The sequence below is a fragment of the Virgibacillus carmonensis genome, from assembly GCF_057836705.1.
Genome location: NZ_JBYQFJ010000159.1, coordinates 1 through 706, shown reverse-complemented (window position 1 = coordinate 706; position 706 = coordinate 1). Strand labels below are relative to the sequence as shown.

Annotated in this window: 1 protein-coding gene and 1 pseudogene; both read right to left on the bottom strand. The window is 36.3% G+C overall.

Annotation, left to right across the window (positions count from 1 at the left end; genetic code table 11):
- Positions 1 to 34: 34 nt before the first annotated feature.
- On the bottom strand, positions 35 to 166 hold the full coding sequence (locus AC3G7N_RS21125) for a hypothetical protein (RefSeq protein ID WP_281251601.1): 132 nt from the start codon (positions 164 to 166) through the stop codon (positions 35 to 37).
- A 291-nt stretch (positions 167 to 457) separates the two neighbouring features.
- Positions 458 to 706: pseudogene (locus tag AC3G7N_RS21120) on the bottom strand (riboflavin synthase); the annotation flags it as partial.

The window sequence follows — 706 nt, the reverse complement described above, 5'->3', positions numbered from 1 at the left end:
ATAATACAATTTTTTGAAAAAATATAACTTAATTTTAATTATTTTCATTTTCCGGGGATTCCTCAGCAGATATTTCCGTTTCTTCAACATCCATTGATACCTGCTCAGGTGCATGAAATTCTGGATTTAGAATTGTAAACGTTGGCAATTCGGGATTTTTCTTCATATAGATGAACACCTCTTTTTACTAGTTAGTTTGGCAGCAATCGAGGAAGTTCATACATTTTAAAAAGCATTAGAAAATCTTGGCTTGTCGCCAAGAACTAATGGCGAAAGCCTTAGATTTTTTTATACTTTATACCGATAAAGATTTATGCTTTCTTAAAGTATTAGAAAAGCGCAGATGCCCGTTTAGAAGCGGACTCATAAGCAAGGGATCGTAGAACGCATGGGGTTGGCGTTCGTAGTGTCCATTGCTTATGACGGCCGTTTCTGGGCGCCGGAGCTAGACATACTTTTAAAAATAACCGTTTTCTGATAAAAAGGCCTGATTAATACCTTTATGTTTCGTATTTGTTCGCTGCATCATTTGCTCTATATACTTTGCCAGCATATCGCATTCGATGTTGACGATATCTCCGACTGTTTTTTCGCCTAATACCGTTTGTGAAACAGTATGGGGAATAAGTGAGATTGTAAAAGTATGGTTGTTCACATCAAAAACTGTCAAACTAATTCCATCAACAGCAATAGACCCTTTTTTTAA

Coding starts and splice junctions, on each gene's coding strand:
- AC3G7N_RS21125 (WP_281251601.1), bottom strand. CDS start 166: ATGAAGAAAAATCCCGAATTGCCAACGTTTACAATTCTAAATCCAGAA.